Here is a 17,545-nt window from a genome sequence, read left to right as displayed (position 1 = left end):
CTCATCAGGACACCGCCTGGGCGCCGGTGATTTCGACGACGGATCCGCACAGGTACGGGGCCTCGTTCGAGGCGAGGAAGGCGATTAGTGCGGCGATCTCGTCCGGTTCCCCGATACGCCCAAAGGGGACGAGGGCATTGAGATCGGCGACGGTGCGGCCGGTGCGCTGCAGGTTGCCTTCCAGCATGGGCGTGCGGACCTCGCCGGGAGCGACCGCGTTGACGCGGATGCCGTGCGGGGCGTAGTCGCGAGCCAGATTCTGGGTAAAGGCGACGACGGCCGCCTTGGAGACGTTATAGGCAATGTGCCCCGGTGCGGGATGCAGGCCCCACTGGGAGGCCGTGTTCACGATCGCACCGCCGCCAGCCTCGATCATGTGCGGCAGCACCGCCCGGCACAGGTGGAACAGCGCGTCCACATTGACCGCGAAGCTCAGGTCCCAGTCCTCGGCCGAAAGGTCCAAGAGCGCCCCCCGCCGGTTGATGCCAGCGTTATTGACCAGAACGTCAACCTTGCCATGGTCCCGGACAATGTCTCGCACGGCGGCGTCGACCGCGGCAGCCGATGCCAGATTGAAATTCAGGGCCTGCGCGGACCACCCCGCCCCTACAAGCCCTTCTGCTACCTCGGTAGCCGTAGCGGCATTGGCGTCACAAACCACCACATGCGCCCCTTCACTGGCCAGGCGGGCTGCGACGGCAGTTCCGATCCCGCCGCCTCCACCCGTCACGACGGCAACCTTTCCCTTGAAGCGACCACCCGCCCCTCGTCCGGAACGCGCTTCTTCCAATGCTTCCATGCCACTGTCCCTTCGTCATGACCACTGCCACTATTACTGCCAGATTGTCAGGCAATCTTTAGTGAAGGTAGGAGGTCGAAGTGATGTGTGTCAACGTCGTTCCCCCACAAGAAGTGACCGCCCGGGAATCATGCCGCCGTAAACCAGAAGATGCGATCCTGAAACAGCCGGAAGGAGCACGGGTCAAGTCCATTTGCGTGGTGTAACGCGGTTGCCGCGTGATTCTTGGGTTGGTTAGGCGCTGAGCGCCAGGTCGGGGTGGCTGTCCTCCTGCTCGTCGGTGCCGGTCGCCGGTTCGGTGCCGACGGTTTGGGATTGCTGGATCAGGTCCAGGCCCAGGTAGCGGCGGGATTCGGTCCATTCGTCGTGCTGCTCGGCCAGGACGGCGCCGACGAGGCGGATCAGCGCGGCCCGGTCCGGGAAGATCCCCACCACGTCGGTGCGTCGGCGGATCTCCTTGTTCAGCCGCTCCTGCGGGTTGTTGGACCACACCTGGCGCCAGAGGCCCTTGGGGAAGGCGGTGAACGCGAGGATGTCCTCGCGCGCGGCCTCGAGGTGCTCCGCAGCCCTGGGCAGCTTCTCGACCAGGGCGTCCAAGACCCGGTCGATACTCAAGCGTGCACGCCGGCCGCGTCGGGCTGGTCGTAGACCGAGCACAGCAGCGTCTTCACCCACGGCCACGAGGCCTGCGTGGGCGTCGGAGGTCACCAGCTTCACCCCGGACAGGCCCCGTGCGGTCAGGTCACGGAAGAAGGCGAGCCACCCGGTCCCGTCCTCCGCGCTGGAGGCCTGGATGCCCAGGACCTCGCGGTAGCCGTCGGCGTTGACCCCGGTGGCGAGGCAATTGCGTGGACGTTCACCACCCGGCCGCCCTCGCGGACCTTCAGGACCAGAGCGTCGGCGGCGACGAACGTATACGGGCTGGCATCCAAAGGCCGGGTGCGGAACGCCTCGACCTGCGTATCCAGGTCCTGGGCCATGACCGAGACCTGGGACTTCGGCAGCCGGGTGATCCCGAGGGTTTCCACGAGCTTTTCCATCCGCCGGGTGGAAACTCCGAGCAGGTAGCTGGTGGCCACGACCGTGGTCAGTGCGGCCTAGGCGCGGCGCCAGCGCTCGAGCAGCCAGTCCGGGAAATACGAGCCCTGCCGGAGCTTCGGGACGGCCACATCCAAGGTCCCTGCGCGGGTGTCGAAGCCCCGGTACCGGTACCCGTTGCGGGAGTTGGTCCGTTCCTCGGAGCGGGCCCCGTACTCGGCGCCGCAGACCGCGTCCGCTTCGGCGCTCATGAGCGCGTTGATGAACGTGGTCAGCATGGAACGCATCAGGTCCGAAGAGGCCTGGGCGAGCTGTTCGGACAGGAAACGGGCAGGGTCGATAACATGGGGTGCTTATCAATCGCGTGGAAACTCCTTGAGAAAAGACTTTGGTCGGTCTTGCCAAGAATCACGCGATGGCCGCCTCACGTTCCGGAGCAACACGCCCCTGACCGGGGCCGTTACACCACGCTAATGGGCACTACTTCACCCAACTGGGCTGACTAATCCATACCCGGCTCAGAGTGCGGCCGGACACGCCAGCATGCAGACCACCCAGAAGTACATCGACCCGGATGCCCAGGGCGTAACAGACCTGTCCAACTTGGAGGCCGGAAAACCATCCCCTGACACATTTAGGCGGCAAAAAAAGGGGGCCGAGGGCGTTGCCGCAAAAAGGGAAACAGCCCTAATTCCCCGAAAGTACGGGGAAGTAGGGCTGCCCCAGCGTGCCCCCAGTGGGACTCAAACCCACACCACAACGATTGCGAGTCGGACGTTTCGGCCCTCTTGAGTTCCCGAAGGATTTCGCGCAGTGACTGGGGAAAAGATCCTCTTGGTTCCACCCGTCATGTGCCACTCAGTGCCAAAAAGTGACACGTGGTGACGCAACCGAGCGGGATAAAAAAGCCGATCCCGCTCGGTTACCCCAACCCCTCCCGGTTCGGCGTGAACCGGATCGGGCCCGGTGTACACGGGAGGGCATGACGACTTCAACGAGCACGGCCCGCGTAGCTTCCGCCCTGGCACGCATCCCCCTGGACCAGGCATGGCTCGGCACCATTGACCGGCTGGCCGCGGCCCTGGCGATCGAGCATGGGTTCATCTACGGGCAGGACCACAGGGCGCACCTGCTGCGCACGCTCACCCGCTGGCCGAACGGCGGGGTCGAACTCGGGTTCCTGGACACGCTGGTTCGGGCGACCCTCGGGATCGAGGTCGACGCGGCCGAGGCGGTGGACGCGTTCCGGGTTCCGGAATGGACACCGCTCGGGGTACCTATGGGGCGCCTAGCCGCCACCACCGTCCTGGATACCGGTGCCCTGCGCGAGGCTATGACCCCGCACGGGACCTGCTGACCGGGGCCGCAGCCGGAACATGGCTGCCACCAGGTCAACCAACACGAAAATTCGAAGTAGCCATCCGGCGTACCCTTCACCGCAGAGGATTCCGCTGCCGCATCAACGTGAAGAAGTTGCAAGGAAAACCTGACGTAGTTCTGCCCCGGTACCTCGCCGTGATCATGGTCCGCGACTGTTTCTGACGTGGTCTTGACTGTGCCCATTTTTACGCTTTCTCAGGGAGTGCCGTTCATCTGACACTCCCTTCCCCGGCCTGCACGGCACTTGATTCCCGCCGTTTCCGGTGTGGTGAGACGGTCAAGCACGTACCGCAGGGCTGGCCAGGTGTCGTGTCCCTTCCGGGTTTGGGCGTAGGAGCGCAGCCTGACTCCGGGTTGGTCCAATGCAAGAATGGCGACGCCGGCGCGGGGCTTCCGGTCCTGGGGCAGCAGTCCGACACCCAGCCCCGCGAGGATCAGGTCCTCGACGAGGTCGAGACTATCGGCTTCATGGCGCGGTTTGGGTTCGAACCCTGCGAGGGATCCGATAATCCGTAGTACCTCCTCGTCGCCCTGGTTCCGGGAGGCGCCGATCCAGTCCCGCCCGACAAGCTGCGCGAATATTTCCGGCGCGGTTCCCCGGAGGCCCCCGGCATCCTTTGCGGGAACGCCCAGCCCCCACGGAGTGGACCACAGTTCGGTGACGTCGAGCCGGGGGTCCCTGAGTTGTGGCGCCAGGCTGTAGTCGTAGGTGAGGGCAACGTCGGTCTGACCGGAGAGGAGCATCTTGACGGCTTCGGCAGGCTCGTGTTCGTGCACCTCGATCCTAAAGGAGGGGTACCTGGCCGCGGCCTCACTGATGATGGGAATGACGCCTTGGCGGATTGCCGTGGCGAAGCCCGCAACGCGGAGCGTGCCCGCAGGCTCGGCGCCGGCACGCAGATCGGAGCGTGCGGCCTCAACAGCCGCAAGGATGGCCACCGCATGCTCGGCCAACCGCCGTCCGGCCGGAGTGAGGCGCACTCCCCTGCCGTGCGGCTCCAACAGTTCGCTGCCGACTTCGTCGGCCAGCGTGGCGATCTGCGCCGAAACGGTCGAGGTCGTGGTGCCTAGCAAGTCCGCAACCTCGCGCATGGACTCGGCGCGGGAGAACTCAAGAAACGTTCGGAGGCGGCGCATGTCCATATGCCCCATTGTCCATAATTTTTTGACAAAAGGACCACTTTTATCACGTGGACATGCATGGTCAGACTCGGTCTACTTGGGTGCATGATGATTCTCCTCCGGCTTTCCCCCGCCATGACAGGCACCGTCATGGCTGTGACGGCAATGTGCTGCGTCCAGTTAGGGCTGGCGGTCTCGGTTGGGCTAACCGGCCAGCTGGGCGCTGGCGGGGTCGCGTGGTTGCGGCTGGCGTGGGCGGCGGTCATCGTAATTGCGTTCACCCGTCCCTGGCGGATGAAATTCCACGTCCGGGCCTTGCGCACGTGTGCGCTGCTGGGTGTGGCCACAGCCGGCATGACGATTCTCTTCATGGCCGCGGCTGCCCGGCTTCCGCTGGGTACGGTGGCGGCGCTGGAGTTCCTGGGCCCCTTGGGCATCGCGGTGACGCGCGGCAAGGGCGCGTCGCGCTTGTGGGCCGTTGTGGCGGGAGCCGGGGTGCTCGCACTAACGGAGCCATGGCATGGACAGACCGACGCCGCCGGGGTGCTGCTGGCCCTCGGGGCGGCCGCGTGCTGGGCCGGTTACATCCTGCTTACCCAGCGCGCGGGGGACGAAATGACCGGCCTTCACGCATTGTCCGTCTCCATGCCTGTCGCCGCCCTGGTCGCCACGTTCACCGTGGGCCCCTCGGCCTTCGGCCATCTTGACCCGGGCCTGCTGCTGGCGGGCCTGGGGTTGGCCGTGCTGCTGCCGGTGGTCCCTTTCAGTCTGGAAATGCTGGCGTTGCGCCGGCTCAACGCAGCCTTGTTCGGTACCCTCATGTGCCTGGAACCAGCGATCGCGCTTCTGGTGGGCCTGGTTTTCCTAGGACAGATTCCGGGACCGACGGCGGTGCTGGGCATCGGACTGGTGGTCGCTTCCGGCATCGGGGCCACCCACACCGGACAGCGGGAGCCCGACGCTGACGCTCCGGACTCCCTCCGACAGGACGTTACCGCACCCACCGCCTGATCGCCCGCCAACCGCTTCATCGTGCACGAGTCCATCGCTGACGCCTTCGCGACAAAGTTTCCTGCCAGGATCGGCGTGCTCACCGCTGCCCGTGGAACCGAGCCCGATTCCCAGAGGGGCCCGTTCGTCGACGGCAAAGCCTGCAACGGCGTTGGCGCACTGGTCGCCTACGTCTTTCACCCAGGACCTCGACCGGGGCCTGCGCGTGAGCGAACGTCTCGAAACCCGCATGTTGGGCTGGGATGCCGGCGTCGTTCCCAATGCCGCCACACCCTTCGGCGGAGTCAAGCAACCCGGGTCGGCCCGCGAAGGCGGATCCGAAGGCATCGAAGAGTGCCTCTACGCCTAACATGTGAAAACTGTGAACCCGTATGCCGCCTAAAGGCATCAATCCCCCGTCGAAAGGAAGCGGAACGGCTCCCCGGCAGCATGCCGGGGAGCCGTTCCGTGCCGAGAGTGCGGGTCATCCATCACAGGCCACGCCAGGGGGAAGGGCCGCTCGTGAAGAACCGGCCGGTCCACCACGGAGTTACCGTATTAGTGGCGGTGGACTTCCTCCAGGCCCTCCAGCGGCACTTCTTCGGTCACGGTGCCGGCGACGCGGCGGTTCCAGGCGTTCATGGTGTCCGGATCCGTGGGTTTGCTCAGCAGCGAGAAGGCAATGTAGGCCACCAGTGCCGCAATCAAGCCGTAGTAGATTGGCTCGTTGGCGTAGACGCCGTCGTACTGGTTCTCCGCGTTGATCTCCAGCACGATCATGGTCGCCAGCGTAACCACAGTGCCCGCGGCCATGGCCGCCGCGGCGCCGAGTCCTGTGCCGCGCTTCCACAACAGCCCGCCGAGGATCGGGATCAACAGGCCACCGACCAGGATGTCGTAGGAGATAGTCAGCGCCGCGACCACATCCTGGACCACGATGGCCAGGCCGATCACCAGCACGCCCAGGCCCAGCACGTACCAGCGGCTGCCCTTGACGTCGTGTTCCGGGTTCTCCCCGTGGTCATGGTGGACAGGCTTGCCGAACCAGGAGCGGACGAAGGGAACCACGTCGGCCTTGGCCACGGTGGCGGCGGCGATCAGGGCGCCCGAGGCGGTGGACATCATCGCGGCCACGGCGGCGGCCAGCACGATGCCGCCGATGCCGATCGGCAGGATGTTCATGGCCACGTCCGCATACACGTCGTCCTTGACCTCCACGTTGGGCAAGATCACCGAGGCGGCCATGCCGATCAGGGCACCGGCCACGCCGTAGAGAATGCAGTAGACGCCAGCAGTGGCTCCGCCCCAGCGGGCGATGCCCGGGGTGCGGGCGGTGAAGACCCGCTGCCAGATGTCTTGGCCAATCAGCAGGCCCAAGGTGTAGACCACGAAGTAGGTGATGATGGTCTGCAGGCCAATGCCAGTGATGTCGAAGAAGGATTCGTCCACGCGCTGGCGAATCCCCTCCAGCCCGCCGGCCTGGGTGAGGGCGAAGGGCAACATCAGTAGGAACACACCGATGGTCTTGATGATGAACTGGGCCGTATCGGCCAGGGTGATCGACCACATGCCGCCGATGGTGGAGTAGATCAGCACGATCACGCCGCCGACGGCGATGGCCGCCCACCGCTCCCAGCCGAACAGCACCACCAGGATGGTGGCATAGGCGCCGGTGGAGGTGGCGCAGAGCATCAGGGTGTAAGCCAGCATCACGATGCCCGAAACCTTGGTGGCGTTGACCGCGTAGCGCAGTGTGAGCATCTGGGCCACCGTGTAGATCTTGAGCCGCTGCAGGGTCGGCGCGAAGAGCAGGCTCAGCAGCAGCACACCGGCGCCGATAGCCACCACAAGCCACATGCCTGAAATCCCGAACTTGTAGCCGAGTCCCACGCCGCCAACGGTGGAGGCCCCGCCCAAAACGACGGCAGCCATCGTGCCGGTGTAGAGCAGAGGGCCCAGGCGCCGGCCGGCGACCAGGTAGTCGCTGTCGTTCTTGGTGCGGGACTTGCCCCACCAGCCGAAAAGCAGCATCGAGACGAGGTACGCGACCACGATCCCGGCATTGACGATTTGTCCGTCCACGAGGACTCCCATTGGTCAAATATTGAAAGCTTAAGGAAAGAATTTTTGCCTAATAGGCAACAATTGTTGAGCATTAGGCTAAACATGACGTACCGCACACGTCAATCCCATGACGTGACTGGCGGCTGCACCCGCCTCGCCGGGAACCACCGAGGATCGGGGCCCGCCATGAATCCACTGCCCATTGAGCCGGCCAATTCGCCCGCGACCATCGACTCCGGATCCGGGCCCCACGGGAATCTCATCGCACCCTCGGCGGTGAAGGCATTCGCGAAGAGTTGCTCACGCCGTGCCACGAGCGCCGGCCGGGAAATCCCACGCCTGAGTCCACGAAACCGACTAGGAAGCGGTGGCGATCTGGGCTCTCGCGCCAACTGAGGCCCACTGAGGGCACAACCCCAAGCACGGGCCGTACTGGCTAAAAGGACCTTTTTTTGACGGATGCGCCACGTCACATCTAGCCTCTTGAGCAACATATGATGCATATGAGAAAACTTTTGAGAGGGAGCAGCGGCATGGATGAGCTTCGGATTGAGGCCAACGGGAACATCGGTCCCATCGATTCTTCGCGTGTCCCCCGGTATGCGGGAGCGGCGACTTTCGCCCGCCTCCCCAGGCTCGACCAGGTCCAGGCTGCCGACGTGGCCGTGGTGGGCGTGCCCTTTGATGCGGGGGTGTCCTACCGTCCGGGGGCCCGGTTCGGTGCCAGCCACGTGCGCGAGGCCTCCCGCCTGCTGCGTCCCTATAACCCGGCTTTGGACGTGAGCCCGTTCGAACTGGTCCAGGTCGCGGACGCCGGGGACATGGCGGTGAACCCGTTCAACATCCAAGAGGCCATCGAGACGATCCAGGCCAATGCCATGGACCTGACCTCTTCCGGAACGAAGCTGGTGACCCTGGGCGGGGACCACACGATCGCGCTGCCGCTGCTGCGCGCGGCGGCCGAGCGGGCCGGGGAGCCGGTGGCACTGCTGCACTTTGACGCGCACCTGGACACCTGGGACACCTATTTCGGGGCCGAGTACACGCACGGGACCCCGTTCCGCCGGGCGGTGGAAGAAGGCATCCTGGACACCGAAGCGCTCTCCCACGTGGGCACGCGCGGGCCGCTGTACGGGAAGAAGGACCTGGACGATGACAGGCGGTTCGGGTTCGGCATCGTGACCAGCGCGGACGTCTACCACCAGGGGGTGGTGGAGGTCGTGGCGAAGCTGCGCGAGCGCATCGGGAACCGCCCGCTGTACGTCTCGGTGGACATTGACGTGCTGGACCCGGCGCATGCCCCGGGCACGGGTACGCCGGAGGCCGGGGGCATCACCAGCCGGGAGCTGCTGGAGATTTTGCGCGGGTTGCGGGGGATGAACCTGGTCGGGGCCGACGTGGTGGAGGTCGCCCCGGCCTATGACCATGCCGAGATCACCGGGGTCGCGGCCTCCCACACCGCCTACGAACTGGTCACCCTGCTGGCAGACAACACCGTCCCGGGCGACCGCCGCGGACAGGCTAACGGATACGCCGCCCAGGCAGTGGAGCGCCGCCCTACCGCCGTGGCCACGGGCCTGGGCGGCCGGTAGGAAACGGTCGCCGGTCAAGCCTCCGGCGCCCCGCGCGTGGGCGTAGACCCGACCGTCGAGGCTCTAACGGGGCCAGCCATCGCCGACAGCGACTGATGGCCTGCCTCTCCTGTTTCGTGTGCGTCGACCGTGCCGGCCCTGCTCCTGCGTCGACCGTAGGTGGCCTCGGCTTCGTGCCGGGGCCCCGCGCGCCGAGCGCAGGCGTGCGGCAGGCCTCACCGTGGCGCATGCGCCACATCAATCAGAGCTTGATACGAAAGGCATCGTCATGGGAATCATCGCACCATGGAATGAGTTGATCGGCCGAATGGTGCAGATCCAGCACCACGGCCACACCATCCGCACCGGCTATGTCGAGGAAGTCACCGATTCCGCGGATGCCCTCTGGATTGCAGCCCACGGCATCGACCGGCGCGCCCTATACGAAAAGGCGCAGGGCCACACGGCCCTGCCGGTCGTCGAATCCGAAAGGTCAAGCCGTTGACGCCGCCACTGACACCCTCATCGAAGTCCGGGGCAGCGACAAGGGGTCCAGGGACGAGTGCCTCAACGTCGCGGTCGATCGGATGATCTAGGTCGCCCTGCGGGACTGCCAGCAGGGCATCCTGGTCACCCACCTAAGAGCAGGCCACTTCAGCATCGAACTCAGCGAGGAAGTCCCCTACGGCTGCACCGAACAGTGCGACGCCCGGAACAGGTCCTCCTGACCGCCAGCTCGCACCTACTGCATCAAAAATGTCTTGCAGCCGCAGGGGTACGAGACAGCTTGTCGAGACAGTGTAGTTATCCGAGCCCTCGACAATAGTCGTGTCCCCGGCAGTGCCCTACGCCTCCCGCAGCTTGCAGGGACGAGGCCCATCCGGCCCCGCCGAAACCGGCAAAAGGACCAAGTCACATGCCCGGCCTAGTGGGAGCAATGAAGGGACCACGACAATCATGGGACGTTCCCGAAGGGTTTCGAGGACCCATCTTCTTGATCATTTATTCGGATCAAGCGCACGGCATGGAACGCGGCTCATGTTCACCGTGTTTGGGGTGGCAAGCCATTAACCTGGAGCGATCCGGAACATGGGCAACCGGTGGGGCAACATCTTCACGGCCTAGATCCGGAAAGACGCCTCCCCGCTGCGTCGGCATGCTTGTCGGGCCTACTTCTTGATGGTTTTCTCGATGATTTCCATGATGAAGGGTGCCACGACCGTTCGGCTGATGCGCAGATCGACCACCAGGGTACCCCGGGCGCCGGCCTCGACCCAACCGCGGACACCATTGAGGTCCTGCATGGTCTCGACCACCAGGCCGGCGGCGCCGAAGCCTAGGGCGAGTTGCGCGAAGTCGGCCTGCTCGATTTCCATGACGGCCTCATGCAGCCCCTGCGAGCCGTATTGGTGAATTTCGGCGCCGTAGCACGCATCGTTGAACACCAGGACGACGGCGCTGCTTGCGGTGCGCACTAGCGTGTCCAGGTCCGGCAGGCCCATGATCCCGCCGCCGTCTCCGGTCACCACGACCGTGGTGGCATCCGGGCGGGCGCGCACGGCGCCGGGCGCCGAGGGGAACCCAAGCCCGATGGCCTGGTAGTGCGTGCCGACCATGATCAGCGCATCGGGTTCGGGCAGGTCCAGATGGTAGCTGGGCCAGCCGATGAAGTGCCCGCCGTCGGTGACGATCTGGCGGTTGGCGGGCAAGATCGTGTTCAGCGCGGCCATGACGCTACGGGGGTCGAGCCGTCCGTCGGCGGCCTGGCCGGTGCCTTCGTCGCGCCGGAACGTCAAGCGAGAATGCCGCGCTTCCTCCGCCAGGCCCTCCCACCGTTGCGCGGGCGGGGTGTGCCCGGAGAGCGCGTCCAGCAGCGCCTCGGTGAGAATGACGGAGTCCCCGGCCAGGTGCCGGTCCACCTGCGGATGGGTGGGTGATGGGGCCAGGTCAATTTGGATCAGTGTCGCCTCGGCGGCGAACTGGTCGCCGAAGGCCATGGTGAACTGGTTCAACGACGTGCCCACGGCCAGAACAACGTCCGCCTGTTGGATGAGCTTGGAGGAGTCTTCGGAGGCGAAGCCGCCGCACACGCCCAGGTCCCAGCCGCGCCCGGCGAACGTGCCGCGCGCCGGGGCCGAGCTCACGGTGAGGGCGCCGATCCGGTCCGCCAGGTCACCGAGCCGGGCCGCAGCGGCGCGGGCGCCGCGGCCGGCCAGGATAAGCGGGCGCTTCGCGGAGGTGAGCGCGCGCGCCGCCTCCGCCACCCCGTCAGCGACGGCGTCGAGAATCCGGGGGTCGGCGTCGTGCCGTGCAGCGTCGGACAGGGTGGCTTGCTCCTGGGCTTCGTCGTGGGCCTCGGCTGCGCCGAGATCGTACGGGATGAACAGGACCACGGGCCGCCGTTCGGCCTCGGCCAGCGCGAAAGCCTGCCGCGTGGTGCCGCGCGGCGTGGCGGCGTCCACGATGAGAACGCGTGCCCCCGCGGCCTCGGCCATCGCCGCCTGGTCCACGTCCCAGGGGCGCGGGCCGGTGCTGGGCTCGGCGCCGACCACGAACACCAGGGGGATCCGGGCGCACGCAGCCTCGGCCAGCGGGGTGATCGCGTTCGTGAAGCCCGGCCCGTAAGTGGTGGTGGCAGCGGCTATCCGGCGCGTGGCGCGCTGGTAGGCATCGGCCGAGGCAACCGTGGCCTGCTCATGCCGCACCGCCGTGATGTGGACTCTGCTCTGACGGGCGAGGGCGTCGGTGAAGTAGGCGTTGCCGTTGCCCATCAGGGCGAAGACCTCATCGGCGTGCTCGGCGACGGTCTCGGCGACGGCGGCGGAAACAGTGATCATGGTGGGTTGTGGCCTCCGGGCGAGGGACCGGGCGGACGCTTCGCCTTCCCAGTCAATGGGAATTATATTTCAATGTACGGGAAGACAGTATCAGTGAGGCGCGTCACCCGACAAGGGGGCCTCCACCCCGGAGCGCCCGCCCGGCCTTGGCATGCTGATTCCTTAGGATGGAGTGCATGGAATCAATGGCAGGCAATGGCGGCAATCGCACCCTTGAGCGGGTCGCGGCGATCCTCGACGCGGTCGGAACCTCCGCCGTGTCCGCGAGCGAACTCGCCCGCCGCACCGGCCTGTCCGTCTCCACCACGCATCGCCTGGCCCTATCGATGGCGGACTACGGGTTCCTGAGCCGGGACGCCGACGGCGGTTTCCGCATGGGTGAGCGGTTTGTCCGCTCGGCGCTGGAGAACGCCGCCGCCCCCGTGCTCGATGAACTGCGCCGGGCCACCGGCGAGACGACCCAGCTCTGGATCCGCCGCGGTGATGAACGCGTCTGCGTCCTCAGCCTTGACGGCCCGCATGAGCTGCGGGCAACTTTGCCGGTCGGCGCCAGACTGCCCCTGCCTGCCGGCTCCAGCGGGCGGCTCTTGGCCGGGGACGAGGCCGCCTTGGCGGATGTCCAGCGGCAGGGCTGGGTCGAATCAGTGGGCCTGCGCACGCCGGGCTTGGGATCGGTGAGCGCCCCCGTAGTGCTCGACGGCGTGACCATCGGGGCCGTTTGCCTCGCCATGCCCCTAGCCCGCGTCCAAGCCTCGCCCGGTGAGGACTTCGGCAACGAAACGGTCGCCGCGGCCCGGCGCATCGCCGAGGCCATGGCCGGACGCCTCCGATAATCCACTCCCACACGGTCCCACCTCCCGCTAGCCCCGCGTTTGTCATGCGTGCGGCCGGGTTCCTGCTCCGCGCGTTTGCAGCGACACCCCCGCCTGGCACGCTGCCCCGTCACACAAGGGACTTGAGTTTGAGCGCATCGCCGCACCCCAAGCGAGCAGGGGTCTTGTGGCACAGCGCACATTTCGTGTACGGTCTATCCATAAATTGGTAATCGCTTCCCATTAGGTGGGAAAATCACGAAAGGCCTCGCCCTCCGGCAATCAACACCGGCCAGAACCGGCTCCCGCTCCCAGATATTCGCGCACTGGAGCCGTTTACGCACCAACCCCCGCAGCGGCACCGCCCTGCTGCGATTCCCTCCTGGTGCCGGTCCGCCCAGCCTGGAGCGGCCGCCCGACGCAATGATGCGCGGCGCACCTACACACACCTCACCCCCTTGGGAGACTCTCATGTCCGAGAACAAACTGGACAGCATGAACGACGAGACCGCAGCCCCCGGCGGGACCGGGATGTCCCGCCCGGTCGAGGCCTCGGTCGGCAACCGCCTGGGCACGCACCACCCGGGCAAGCAGGGCCTGAAGATCGCCAGCCTGCCGCTGCCGGCCTACCTGGCGATGGCCGCCGTCGTCCTCATCGCCGCAATGACCGGCACGCTGCCTGAGTCCATGGTTTCCGGGTTCGCCGTGACCATCCTGCTGGGCGGGCTGCTGATCTGGATCGGCAACCTGTTCCCGGTCATCCGCGACTTCGGCCTGCCCACCGTCCTGTGCACCTTCGCCCCGGCCCTGCTGCTGTTTCTGGGACTGCTGCCGGAGAACCTCGTCACCGTGGTCCAGACCTTCGTGGCCCCTCAGGGTTTCCTGGACTTCTTCGTCGTCGCGGTCATCGCCGGCTCGATCCTTGGCATGCCGCGGGCGATGCTGCTCAAGGCCGGTCCGCGCTTCGCGGTCCCGCTGCTGGGCTGCCTCGCGGCCACCTTCCTCATCATCGGGGCGATCGGCGCCCTGATGGGCATGGGCTTCTTCAACGCCATGCTGCTGATCGCCGCCCCCATCATGGCCGGCGGCCTCGGCCTGGGCGCCCTTCCGATGTCGGAAATGTACGCCGCCAAGACCGGAACCGATCCGGCCACGTTCATGGGCGACCTGATGTCCGCCGTCGTGCTGGCCAACGTCGTGTGCATCCTCATCGCTGGCGTCTACAACGGCCTGGGCAAGAACCGCCGGCAGCTGTTCGTCGGCTTCAATGGCCACGGCGAACTGCTGCGCATCAAGGGCAAGGCCGGCGAGCTCGGCACCTCCAAGAAGCGTGATGCCTCCTCCTACATCGCCTTGGGCAAGGGTCTGGCCATCGCGGCCGTGCTGTTCGTGCTGGGCGAGCTGCTCGGTACCTTCCTGGAGTTCCTGCACCCGTACGCCTGGACCATCATCGCCGCCGCCGCCCTGAAGATCTTTGGCCTGCTGCCCAAGGACCTTGAGGACTCCACCTCCGACTGGGGCGAAATGGTCACCTCGGTGCTGGTTCCGGCCCTGCTGGTCGGGGTTTCCATCACCTACATCAAGATCGACGAGGTCCTCGCCTCGATGGCCAACCCGGTGTTCATCGTGCTGACCATCGCCACGGTCATCGTCGCGACCCTCTCCTCCGGCTTCCTCGGCTGGCTGGTGAAGTTCCACTTCGTCGAAGCCGCGATCACCCCCGGTCTGGTCATGGCCGACACCGGCGGCTCCGGCGACGTGTCCGTCCTCTCCGCGGCCAACCGCATGCACCTGATGCCGTTTGCGGCACTGACCAACCGCGTCGGCGGAGCGCTGGTCCTGTTCGTCACCGCCCTGCTGGTCCCCTTCATGGGCTGACGCCCGGCCATTCCGGAAGAGATCAGGCACTGCCTCCAATACGCCGGAACGTACGCAAGGCTCACGGACGAGCCTTCAGCCGCTCTCAGCGGTCAGGCTGAAGCAGCCGTCCAGCCAAATGCGCACGGTGGGGCCGGCTCCTCGAGGGGGAGCCGGCCCCACCGTCATCGTTTTTTTGGGGCATGTCCGAGCCCGACCGGCCCTGTTGGGCCGTCATCGATGCCTCAGAAGCCCTCGAACAGTGTCCGGTTGACGGCGAACCCCGCGCCCCGGCAATGTGATGCGCCCAGTCATCAGGTGGGCTTTGGGTCGCAGGCAACCATGGGGATGGCGCCAGTGAAGGAAGCAACGAATGCCGAGGCGAAGAATCGCCAGGTCGGCCTTTCCTGAGCCCCTGCGCCAGCCCTCGCGCCATTCCGGTGCGTCGTGCCACGGCGCTGTCATGCCGATGCCCTGGCTCGTCCTTGCCTCTTCCCGCTCTTCCGCCTGCCCCCGCCCCCCTCCCACGGATATGCCCTTCGTGGTCGCGGCCGGTCTCGGACGCCCCCGTAGCGCCGTGGCGATCTTTGATGCCGCCTCCATGAAGCAGAGATGGACCCCTTTTCAGGCTTTGTGAGCCGCATCACCGCATGCTACAGTTTTCCCACGGAACAAACATACATTCCCATTCTGTGGGAAGATCACAATGAGTGCCTCCCGTAAGCAAAGCTCTCGCACTGGGCAGTCGCCGGACGCGGAAGTACTCGCCAAAAGCAAGGCAGGAGAACCATGACTGATTACGAAATTGCCGTCATTCCCGGGGACGGGATCGGCCCTGAGGTCGTTGACGCCGCCCTGGCCGTACTAAAGGAATGCGAAGCGCGCTATGGGCTGAAGATCAACTACACCTTCCATGACTTCAGCGCGGACCTGTACCGCCGTACCGGACGGAAAATCACCGCCGCCGACATGGACGAGATCGCCAAGGCGGATGCGGTGCTGTTCGGCGCCATGGGACTGCCCGACGTGCGCGGTCCGGAGGGTCTCGAATTGGGCGCCCAAGTTGAAATGCGGGCCCACTACGGACTCTTCTCCAGCCTTCGGCCCGTTCGGCTCTTTGCCGGCGTGGAGAGCCCCGTGAAGGCGAAGAACGTCGACATGCTCGTGATCCGCGAAACGTCCGAAGGGATGTTCGCCGGCCTGGGCGATGAGCATGAGCCCAGCGACGAGAGCGCAAGTGACCGCATGACGATCACGCGGGCCACGTGCGAGAAGCTCTTCGACGTCGCGTTCTCCCAGGCCCGCGCACGCCGCAAGCGTGGAACCCCCGGGCACGTGACCCTGCTGCACAAGTCCAACGCCCTGCGCAGCAACGTCCTCATGGAGAAGGTGTTCGACGAGGTCGCCGCGAAGAACGACGACATCGGCAGCGCAAAGTTCTACATTGATGCCGGGGCCATGTACATGGTCACCGACCCGCAACGCTACGACGTCATTGTCACGGAGAACATTTTCGGCGACATCGTCTCCGAGATTGCCGCCGGCCTCGTAGGCGGCCTGGGCGTCGCCCCGTCCGCCGACGTCAACCTGACGCACGGTGTGTTTCAGCCCTCCCACGGAAGTGCGCCCGATATTGCCGGCCAGGGAATCGCCAATCCGACGGCGATGATCCTCTCCGCCGCAATGATGCTCGAATGGCTGGGCGAGCGCCGCGGGGACGACCGCTGCGCCAAGGCGGCACAGAGCATCCAGGAAGCCGTCGAGTCCACACTAGCGAGCGGCCCCCGTGCCCGCGACCTCGGCGGGACGGCGAACACCCGGGAAGTGGTGGACGCCGTTATCGACGCCCTGCCGGCGTAGGTCAAACCCGGGGGCCTGCACCCCGTCCCCCATCCGGGACCGGAAGGTCCTCCTCCGACACCCCCGCTCCGGCCGGATTCGCGTGTTGCGATCGCCAGCTCTTGACGTACGAAAGGTGCGCACCAATGACATACAAGGTTCTGTTCCTCAACCCCTTGAAGGACTACATAGACCGCCTGGTGGATTCCACCCCGGAGGGCTTTAGCGTCACAGTGATGCCGGCCGGGGCCGATGTTGCGGACATGTGCCGCGAAGCCGCGGAAGCCGATTTCCTCATTTCGGGCATCAATGTTCCCGAAGAGGTGTTCCAGGCCGCGAAGAACGTGAAGTTTATTCAGTACATGAGCTCCGGATACGGGCAACTGCCGCTGAACATCCTGGACGACTTGGGTGTCCCAGTGGCCCAGATGAAAACCCACTCCATCTCCGTCGCCGAGCACGCACTCACGCTGATGCTGACCCTGCTGCGGCGGATTCCGGCCACCACGCAGCTGATGCGCGAAGGGAAATGGCGCGAAGACCTGGACGAGATGTCCTACTCAGAGCTGTACGGCAAGACGGTCGGGATCGTCGGCCTGGGCAACATCGGACGCTGGGTCGGCAAGGTCGTCCACCACGGCTTCGGTGCCAACGTGGTCTTCTACGACAACGCGGAAATCCCCCTGACCGTCTCCGAGCTCATCCCGGCCCGCCCCGTCCCGCTGGAGGAACTCATGGCGACCTCCGACATCGTCTGCGTGAACGTTCCGCTGAATGCCGAATCCAACAAGCTGATCGGGCGCAACGAACTGGCGCTGATGAAGCGCACCGGAATCCTCGTCAACGTCGGACGGGGCGAGGTCATCGACGAGGACGCGCTCATCGAATGCCTGCGCGAAGGGCGCATCGCAGGGGCCGGACTGGATGTCTATCAGAGCGAGCCGCTGGACACCAACAGCGAACTGCTGACCCTGGAGCAGGTCGTGTGCACGCCCCACATGGCCGGCGTTGGCTGGGAAAACGTCCAGCGACGAATCTCGACCGTATGGCAGAACTTTGATGCGGTCTTGCGCGGCGGCATTCCAAGTGGGGTCATTACGGCGACGAAGCGAGCGGAAAATATACCAGCACCCTTGAAACTCGTGACTGCAGCGACGCGAGTCTAGCGAACCGCCGCCGGCAGCGAAGTAGCCACTACTCCGGCTAGCTCCTTGCCCGGCACCTCCACGCGCAGGG

Annotated in this window: 14 protein-coding genes and 2 pseudogenes; 10 read left to right on the top strand and 6 right to left on the bottom strand. The window is 65.8% G+C overall.

The window, feature by feature from the left end:
* Positions 1-4 precede the first annotated feature (4 nt).
* The 3 genes and pseudogenes from NCCP_RS11030 to NCCP_RS15460 form a co-directional block, all read right to left on the bottom strand.
* On the bottom strand, positions 5-799 hold the full coding sequence (locus NCCP_RS11030; protein WP_149957333.1) for an SDR family NAD(P)-dependent oxidoreductase: 795 nt from the start codon (positions 797-799) through the stop codon (positions 5-7).
* A 234-nt stretch (positions 800-1,033) separates the two neighbouring features.
* Positions 1,034-1,594, bottom strand: coding sequence for a transposase (locus NCCP_RS15465; RefSeq protein WP_263970140.1), 561 nt, complete (start codon positions 1,592-1,594; stop codon positions 1,034-1,036).
* Positions 1,537-2,115, bottom strand: a pseudogene (locus tag NCCP_RS15460) (transposase). The gene NCCP_RS15465 and the pseudogene NCCP_RS15460 overlap by 58 nt, the downstream one beginning before the upstream one ends.
* Positions 2,116-2,819: 704 nt before the next feature.
* Between NCCP_RS15460 and NCCP_RS11020 the strand changes: the two are divergent.
* Positions 2,820-3,194, top strand: a complete 375-nt coding sequence (locus tag NCCP_RS11020; protein ID WP_149957332.1) for a hypothetical protein — start codon at positions 2,820-2,822, stop codon at positions 3,192-3,194.
* The gene (locus NCCP_RS15550) at positions 3,095-3,379 is read left to right on the top strand and encodes a PDDEXK family nuclease (RefSeq protein ID WP_149957331.1); all 285 of its coding nucleotides are present in this window, start codon (positions 3,095-3,097) and stop codon (positions 3,377-3,379) included. The genes NCCP_RS11020 and NCCP_RS15550 overlap by 100 nt, the downstream gene beginning before the upstream one ends.
* Positions 3,380-3,412: 33 nt before the next feature.
* Here NCCP_RS15550 and NCCP_RS11010 read toward each other — a convergent pair whose 3' ends face one another.
* Positions 3,413-4,360 (bottom strand): LysR family transcriptional regulator, encoded by a 948-nt coding sequence (locus NCCP_RS11010; RefSeq protein ID WP_149957357.1) that lies wholly within the window; start codon positions 4,358-4,360, stop codon positions 3,413-3,415.
* A gap of 333 nt (positions 4,361-4,693) precedes the next feature.
* Between NCCP_RS11010 and NCCP_RS11005 the strand changes: the two genes are divergently transcribed.
* Positions 4,694-5,350 (top strand): EamA family transporter, encoded by a 657-nt coding sequence (locus NCCP_RS11005; protein ID WP_225873796.1) that lies wholly within the window; start codon positions 4,694-4,696, stop codon positions 5,348-5,350.
* 6 nt (positions 5,351-5,356) lie between these two features.
* A pseudogene (locus NCCP_RS11000) lies at positions 5,357-5,699 on the top strand (aldehyde dehydrogenase family protein); the annotation flags it as partial.
* 188 nt (positions 5,700-5,887) lie between these two features.
* Here NCCP_RS11000 and NCCP_RS10995 read toward each other — a convergent pair.
* A complete protein-coding gene (locus tag NCCP_RS10995; protein WP_149957330.1) occupies positions 5,888-7,423 on the bottom strand; it encodes a sodium:solute symporter family protein in 1,536 nt (511 codons plus the stop codon).
* Between the two features lie 503 nt (positions 7,424-7,926).
* Between NCCP_RS10995 and speB the strand changes: the two genes are divergently transcribed.
* Positions 7,927-8,985, top strand: a complete 1,059-nt coding sequence (gene speB / locus NCCP_RS10990) for an agmatinase (RefSeq protein WP_149957329.1) — start codon at positions 7,927-7,929, stop codon at positions 8,983-8,985.
* Positions 8,986-9,253: 268 nt separating this feature from the next.
* On the top strand, positions 9,254-9,469 hold the full coding sequence (locus NCCP_RS10985; protein ID WP_149957328.1) for a hypothetical protein: 216 nt from the start codon (positions 9,254-9,256) through the stop codon (positions 9,467-9,469).
* A gap of 664 nt (positions 9,470-10,133) precedes the next feature.
* Here NCCP_RS10985 and NCCP_RS10980 read toward each other — a convergent pair.
* Positions 10,134-11,801 (bottom strand): thiamine pyrophosphate-binding protein, encoded by a 1,668-nt coding sequence (locus NCCP_RS10980; protein ID WP_149957327.1) that lies wholly within the window; start codon positions 11,799-11,801, stop codon positions 10,134-10,136.
* A 176-nt stretch (positions 11,802-11,977) separates the two neighbouring features.
* Between NCCP_RS10980 and NCCP_RS10975 the strand changes: the two genes are divergently transcribed.
* The 4 genes from NCCP_RS10975 to NCCP_RS10960 all read left to right on the top strand — a co-directional run bounded on the left by NCCP_RS10975 (position 11,978) and on the right by NCCP_RS10960 (position 17,475).
* Positions 11,978-12,634, top strand: a complete 657-nt coding sequence (locus NCCP_RS10975) for an IclR family transcriptional regulator (protein WP_172627375.1) — start codon at positions 11,978-11,980, stop codon at positions 12,632-12,634.
* Positions 12,635-13,084: 450 nt separating this feature from the next.
* A complete protein-coding gene (locus NCCP_RS10970; RefSeq protein WP_149957326.1) occupies positions 13,085-14,491 on the top strand; it encodes a 2-hydroxycarboxylate transporter family protein in 1,407 nt (468 codons plus the stop codon).
* A gap of 768 nt (positions 14,492-15,259) precedes the next feature.
* Complete coding sequence (locus NCCP_RS10965; RefSeq protein WP_149957324.1) at positions 15,260-16,330, top strand: isocitrate/isopropylmalate dehydrogenase family protein; 1,071 nt, start codon at positions 15,260-15,262, stop codon at positions 16,328-16,330.
* Positions 16,331-16,455: 125 nt separating this feature from the next.
* Positions 16,456-17,475, top strand: coding sequence for an NAD(P)-dependent oxidoreductase (locus NCCP_RS10960; protein ID WP_149957322.1), 1,020 nt, complete (start codon positions 16,456-16,458; stop codon positions 17,473-17,475).
* Positions 17,476-17,545 lie beyond the last annotated feature (70 nt).

This window comes from Zafaria cholistanensis (assembly GCF_008580665.1).
GTDB lineage: Bacteria > Actinomycetota > Actinomycetes > Actinomycetales > Micrococcaceae > Zafaria > Zafaria cholistanensis.
The sequence above is the reverse complement of the archived record's forward strand: the minus strand, read 5'-3'. Positions and strand labels throughout refer to the sequence as shown.

Excerpts from the sequence above, each read along its gene's own strand:
- NCCP_RS10975 (WP_172627375.1), top strand. The coding sequence starts at position 11,978 with ATGGAATCAATGGCAGGCAATGGCGGCAATCGCACCCTTGAGCGGGTC.
- NCCP_RS10965 (WP_149957324.1), top strand. The coding sequence starts at position 15,260 with ATGACTGATTACGAAATTGCCGTCATTCCCGGGGACGGGATCGGCCCT.
- NCCP_RS10980 (WP_149957327.1), bottom strand. The coding sequence starts at position 11,801 with ATGATCACTGTTTCCGCCGCCGTCGCCGAGACCGTCGCCGAGCACGCC.
- NCCP_RS10970 (WP_149957326.1), top strand. The coding sequence starts at position 13,085 with ATGTCCGAGAACAAACTGGACAGCATGAACGACGAGACCGCAGCCCCC.
- NCCP_RS11005 (WP_225873796.1), top strand. The coding sequence starts at position 4,694 with ATGACGATTCTCTTCATGGCCGCGGCTGCCCGGCTTCCGCTGGGTACG.
- NCCP_RS10995 (WP_149957330.1), bottom strand. The coding sequence starts at position 7,423 with ATGGGAGTCCTCGTGGACGGACAAATCGTCAATGCCGGGATCGTGGTC.
- NCCP_RS15550 (WP_149957331.1), top strand. The coding sequence starts at position 3,095 with ATGGACACCGCTCGGGGTACCTATGGGGCGCCTAGCCGCCACCACCGT.
- NCCP_RS11010 (WP_149957357.1), bottom strand. The coding sequence starts at position 4,360 with ATGGACATGCGCCGCCTCCGAACGTTTCTTGAGTTCTCCCGCGCCGAG.
- NCCP_RS11030 (WP_149957333.1), bottom strand. The coding sequence starts at position 799 with ATGGAAGCATTGGAAGAAGCGCGTTCCGGACGAGGGGCGGGTGGTCGC.
- NCCP_RS11020 (WP_149957332.1), top strand. The coding sequence starts at position 2,820 with ATGACGACTTCAACGAGCACGGCCCGCGTAGCTTCCGCCCTGGCACGC.
- NCCP_RS10960 (WP_149957322.1), top strand. The coding sequence starts at position 16,456 with ATGACATACAAGGTTCTGTTCCTCAACCCCTTGAAGGACTACATAGAC.
- speB (WP_149957329.1), top strand. The coding sequence starts at position 7,927 with ATGGATGAGCTTCGGATTGAGGCCAACGGGAACATCGGTCCCATCGAT.
- NCCP_RS10985 (WP_149957328.1), top strand. The coding sequence starts at position 9,254 with ATGGGAATCATCGCACCATGGAATGAGTTGATCGGCCGAATGGTGCAG.